Below are 5,996 nucleotides of genomic sequence, written 5' to 3'. Positions count from 1 at the left end.
ATCTATAAGCTCTAAATAAATCCCCTTATTTTGAAAAGCTAATTCTTGTAATCTCTCATCTATAATATCAACTTTAAAATCTATACTTGAAAACACTTCTTTATCTGGCATAAAAGTAACTTTAGTTCCTGTTTCCTTGCTTCTGCCAACAATATCAAGTTTAGTTACTGGTGTTCCCGGCATAATTCTTTTAAGCTCTTTATCATATGCATGTTCAAATCTTTGTTTATATATATTTCCATTTTGATGAACTTCAACTTCAAGCCAAGAAGATAGCGCATTTACTACTGCAGCTCCAACACCATGAAGACCTCCGGAAGTTTTATAGTTTTTATTATTAAACTTTCCTCCAGTATGAAGTTCTGTAAATACCATCTCAACTCCTGATTTTTTCTTAGTTGGATGAATACCTGTTGGAATACCTCTTCCATTATCTATTACAGTTATACTTTTATCTCTATTTATAATTATTGTAGCTTTATCTCCATAACCATTTGATATTTCATCTATAGCATTATCCAAAACTTCCCATATACAGTGGTGTAATCCCTTACTACCTGTAGAACCAATATACATACCTGGTCTTACTCTAACTGGTTCAAGCTTTTCTAAGGAAGTTAAATCTGTAACGTCATATCCCTTCATTATCTCAGTACTCATACAAACCTCCGAATTATTTATAAATTAAATGGTTATTGCACAAACATGATAATCAAAAAATTAAAATTATCCATGTCCTAAATATTCATTATGCAATATCACCAGTGTATTCTATGTTAAAAATTTAATCTTTATAATTTTATCATAATTAAACTACAAATAAAAATATAAATGTTTATTATAAAAATGTCAAACTAATGTTCGTAATTTATTTTTATTATTATATAGGATTTTTATGAACAAAAAAGAGGTTGAACAAACAACCCCTTAATTTAATTCTTTATTATTTATTTTTATTGAACATCAAAAATCTCTACATTTCTTACATGCTTAGTAGGATTCCATTCCTTATTATTCTTCTTTAATATACCTTGAATAGTTATTGGTATCCAAGTTAATGTATATAGAGAATATAATAAGAATCTAAAGAACATTATAAGCTTTTTCTTTCCAAGGAATAACATTACCGCTAGTAAGAAGAATATATTAAATCCTATTGTCATTAAAAGTATTTGTCCATAATTATCAAGTTTTGCTGAAATAGCAGGAATAACAAATACATTTGATGAATAGAAAGTTAAGGCAAGTAAAAGTCCTGATGAAATCTTCTTATCTAATCTTAATATTAGAGGAGTTATTAAGAATTGCATAACACCTATAACTTTAAAGAAAAAATCACCAACTAAATAGCTTACTAAGTATATATTCACACCACTAGTATTACTTTGAATAAAACTTAAAACTAGTGAAATACCCATCATTAATGTAAAGAATGGCTGTATTGAATATAGAGCACAGTCTAGTATAAACCACTTTCTTTCCTTTATACCTTTTTTAATAAGTTTAAAGAAATATCTAGTTGCAACATCTGTAAAACCTTGCATCCATCTTCTTCTTTGAACCCATGATTGCTTTAATGTTAATGGTTTTTCATCATAAATTATAGCGTCATGTGCCCAACCTACTTTTTCACCATTTAAAATTAGTTTACAACTAAATTCTAAATCCTCTGTTAAACAAGTAGCTCCCCATCCTAATTCCTTTAATATATCAATGTCAATTGCAAAACCAGTACCACCAATTTGGTTAGATAATCCAACATTTGCTCTAGCTAATTGATACATTCTGTTTTGAGTCCAGAAAGCTATTGAATAAGATGCAGCTATCCAAGAATCATTTGGATTCTTGCTATCTATGTATCCTTGTACTACTTTGTAGCCTTCAAGCATCTTAGAGTTAATTTCCTTACACCAATTTTTTGAAACTAAATTATCAGCATCAAAAATTGCTACTGCATCATATTTTTTTTGCATTTTGAATATTTTATCAAACATCCATTCAAGTGCATATCCTTTTCCTTTATCATCCTTGTTAAATCTTTCATAAACATATACACCATGTTTTCTTGCTTCTTTTGCAGTGTTATCAGTACAGTTATCTGCAATTACAAAGATATCAAAAAGTTCTCTAGGATAATCTTGATGAAGCATACTTTCAATTAATCTACCTATTACTACTTCCTCATTATGAGCTGCTACTATCATAGCAAACTTCTTAGTAGGAGTGTAATTTTTCTTTTCTTTCTTTCTCTTAAGTCCAAAGAAAGCTAATATAAAATAATACATCATAATTGCAAAAACGGTTAATTGAAAGACTGCTGTTACATTTAAAATAATATCTCCCATTTTGTTCACTCCTTTAAATAAAGGATATTTCCTTATATTACTAGTATAAAACTTTGTCTTAGACATCTTTATTAAATATATGCCAATAGGAGTAAAAAATCAAGAGTTGAAATCTTAAAATTTCATTAATATTGCCATATTACAATTTACTCTTCATTTAATATTCTTTCCTACATAGATTAAGATATAAATAATTTAAAGATGTAATGATTTCCTATATTTTTTATATTTTTAACATAAAAAAGAAATCTCTAGATTAAAATAAAAAATTTGCTTAATCTAGAGATTCCTATTAATAAACTCAAAATAGGGGTTGCTATTATTGAGATTAATACTATTATACTATACCTTGTGACATCATAGCTTCTGCTACTTTAGTAAAGCCTGCTATATTAGCTCCCATTAATATATTTCCTGAAACTCCGTATTCTTTTGCAGCACTCTTAGAATTCTTATAGATATTAACCATTATATCTTTTAACTTTGCATCTACTTCTTCAAATGTCCAAGATAATCTCATACTATTTTGAGACATTTCTAATGCAGAGCAAGCAACTCCACCTGCATTTGCTGCCTTAGCAGGTCCAAATAATACTCCTGCTTTTTGTAATGCTTCTATGGCATCTAATGATGTTGGCATATTAGCACCTTCTGAAACAACTTTAACTCCATTATCAATTAAAATTTTAGCTGATTCTATGTCTATTTCACCTTGAGTTGCACAAGGTAATGCTATATCACACTTAACTCCCCATATTCCTCTACATCCTTCTACATATTCTGCAGTTGGAACTTTATCTAAATATTCTTTTATTCTTCCTCTTTTAACTTCTTTAATTTCCTTAACTACATCTAAGTTAATTCCATTTTCATCATATATATATCCATTAGAATCACTTAATGCAACCACCTTAGCACCAAGCTCAGTAGCTTTCTTACATGCATAAATTGCAACATTTCCTGATCCTGAAATAACTACAGTCTTATCTTTAAAACTTGAATTATTATCATTTAACATCTCTTCAGTGAAGTAAACTAGTCCATATCCAGTAGCTTCAGTTCTAGTTAAACTTCCGCCGTAAGTTAATCCCTTACCAGTTAAAACCCCTTGATCATTTGCATTTCTTATTTTTTTATAATATCCATACATATAACCAATTTCTCTTCCACCTACTCCAATATCTCCAGCAGGTACGTCAGTGTCTAAGCCAATGTGTTTACATAGTTCAGCCATAAAGCTTTGGCAAAATCTCATTACTTCTCTATCAGATTTTCCTTTAGGATCAAAGTCAGATCCACCTTTACCTCCACCTATTGGTAAACCAGTTAATGAGTTTTTAAATATTTGTTCAAACCCTAAGAACTTTATAATACTTTGGTTAACTGATGGATGGAATCTAAGTCCCCCCTTATATGGTCCTATAGCACTATTAAATTGCACTCTAAAACCTCTGTTAACTTGCACATTACCATTATCATCAACCCATGGAACTCTAAAGAATATTTGTCTTTCCGGTTCTACTATTCTCTCTAATATTCCTTCTTCAATGTATTCTGGATGCTTATCAAATACTGGCACTAGTGAATTTAATACTTCCGTAACAGCATCTAAAAACTCTTTTTCCCCATTATTTCTTTTAGAAACTTCTTCTAAAACCTTATTTACATAATCTTTTCCTAACATTGACCCCAACTCCTTAAATTACAATAATATATATCATACAATATCAATGATTTTTTTACTATATTTTTTTAAAACATTATAAATTTTTGCTAATCCGTTAAAATTATATACCTTTTCATAGATATATGCAAATTTAAATAGGGCCATTTTTTGTTAAATTTACATTTTTTGAATAACGAGTAATTAATATCATTAATTCTTCTATTCTTTTTTACTTAATTACTTATTTTCTTCAATATCTTCAACTATTTTATCTATAATTTTTATATTCTTACCTTTGCTATGTAAATAAATAGGAATTGATGTTATTATACCTACAACAGTTCCAGAAATTATATCCCACATGGTATCACTTAAACTTCCATTTTGAGCTGATAAACCAAATAGGGAATCTGTTGTAAACTCCCAAATCTCCCAAACTCCAGCCGCTGCTGTAGCAAATAATACAACAAATATAGCTGCAGTTAATGGATGCATTTCAGATCTAGATTTTTCATTAGTTAAGTATAGAAACAATATATATCCTATTATTGCAATTACTGCCCCTGATAAAAGATGTAAGAACTTATCGTAATTATCTATTGAATAAAAGCCAATTACACTTGCTAAATACATTGATAAAAATACAAAGGTCATATTTATATAGTATATTATTTTGCATCCCCTTAAAAAACTTTTAATATATAGCAAATATGTACCTATTACAGTAAGAAAATTCAATCCAATTCTAAATAACTTTTCTCCATCTTTATAGAAAAAATCATAAAAAGCAGAAACAATTAATAATAAGGTGAATAATCCCGCTACAATTAACTCTTTATTTAATTTCTTTTTATCCATGCTATCACTCCTAAGTTGCCTTTATTTTTGCTTTTTAACACTTAATATAAATGCTAGTATTCCTCCGAAAACTAAACCTCCCAAATGCCCGAAATTATCTATATTCGGTATAGTTAGTCCAATTACTACATTTATAACTATAGTTTCAATTATATTTTTAGCATATCTTTTTCCTATTTTTTGTCTTTCCTTAATACCAAAAACCAGCATTGCTCCTAATAAGCCAAAAACAGCTCCTGAGGCTCCTACAGATATACTTCTCGGACTCATTAAATAACTAAATATATTACCTCCAAGGGCTGATAAGAAATAAATAACTAAATATTTTTTAGCTCCATAAATAGCTTCAACTTCTTTACCAATAATATTTAAAGCTCCCATATTAAATACTATATGCATAAGTCCACCATGTAAAAAAGCTGCTGTAAATAATCTATATAGCTCTCCATTATCTATAAGAAGATTAACCTTTGCTCCCATATAGACTAAAGTATAAAAATCTATATCAAATATATTTCCAGATAAAAATACTTCTATTAAAAAAACTAATATATTAATAGTTATAAGAATATAAGTTATTTTATATTCCTTAAAATCATTTTTTTTCTTAGTATCTAATTTATTCATATATTCTAAAACTTGTAAAAACACTTTAGATCCTTCACTGCAATAAATAACCTTTCTTTCACTTAGTGAAAACACAAGTTTATTATAATATCCACTACTATTGTGATAATCTCCATAGTAATCACCCTCATTTAATACTATAAGATTAATAATAAAAGGCTTATCTAAAGAACCTTCTAAATAATCTTTAACTTCTTTATAAGTTATTGCTTCATCTTTGTCAAAAGTTACAGCTACAGCTACATATGTATTCTCTAAATTTAGTAACCCAACCCACTTATCTTCACTCTGAAAATTACTGTAGTAATTCTTCATATAAAATTTAAGTTCTTTCGTTAAAATATTGAAAAATATTTTCTCAAATTTTTTCAAGTAAACCCCACCTTTTTGATATTAAGAATGAAAAATTAATAATGTAGAATTGATGATGTAACTCCTTTGGAGTTTTTTTATTAATTTTTAATTCTTAATTCTTAATTACAATTGGGCTGTCTTAAGAC

5 protein-coding genes are annotated in these 5,996 nt (G+C 28.1%); all 5 read right to left on the bottom strand.

The window, feature by feature from the left end; all coding sequences use genetic code 11:
- Positions 1–660, bottom strand: a 660-nt coding sequence (locus tag E6248_RS11880) for an ATP-binding protein (protein WP_316341017.1), incomplete at its 3' end; no start/stop codon positions are given.
- A 293-nt stretch (positions 661–953) separates the two neighbouring features.
- A complete protein-coding gene (locus E6248_RS11875) occupies positions 954–2,345 on the bottom strand; it encodes a glycosyltransferase family 2 protein (protein WP_316341016.1) in 1,392 nt (463 codons plus the stop codon).
- 337 nt (positions 2,346–2,682) lie between these two features.
- A complete protein-coding gene (gdhA, locus tag E6248_RS11870) occupies positions 2,683–4,029 on the bottom strand; it encodes an NADP-specific glutamate dehydrogenase (protein WP_316341015.1) in 1,347 nt (448 codons plus the stop codon).
- A 219-nt stretch (positions 4,030–4,248) separates the two neighbouring features.
- Entirely contained in the window at positions 4,249–4,869 is a 621-nt protein-coding gene (locus E6248_RS11865; RefSeq protein WP_316341014.1) for a DUF2238 domain-containing protein, read from the bottom strand.
- Positions 4,870–4,890: 21 nt separating this feature from the next.
- On the bottom strand, positions 4,891–5,868 hold the full coding sequence (locus E6248_RS11860) for a rhomboid family intramembrane serine protease (RefSeq protein ID WP_316341013.1): 978 nt from the start codon (positions 5,866–5,868) through the stop codon (positions 4,891–4,893).
- Positions 5,869–5,996: the final 128 nt, after the last annotated feature.

The organism is Clostridium sp. (assembly GCF_032552055.1).
Taxonomy (GTDB): Bacteria; Bacillota; Clostridia; order Clostridiales; family Clostridiaceae; genus Clostridium.
This window is presented reverse-complemented; position numbering and strand designations above follow the sequence as displayed.

Excerpts from the sequence above, each read along its gene's own strand:
- gdhA (WP_316341015.1), bottom strand. The coding sequence starts at position 4,029 with ATGTTAGGAAAAGATTATGTAAATAAGGTTTTAGAAGAAGTTTCTAAA.
- E6248_RS11865 (WP_316341014.1), bottom strand. The coding sequence starts at position 4,869 with ATGGATAAAAAGAAATTAAATAAAGAGTTAATTGTAGCGGGATTATTC.
- E6248_RS11875 (WP_316341016.1), bottom strand. The coding sequence starts at position 2,345 with ATGGGAGATATTATTTTAAATGTAACAGCAGTCTTTCAATTAACCGTT.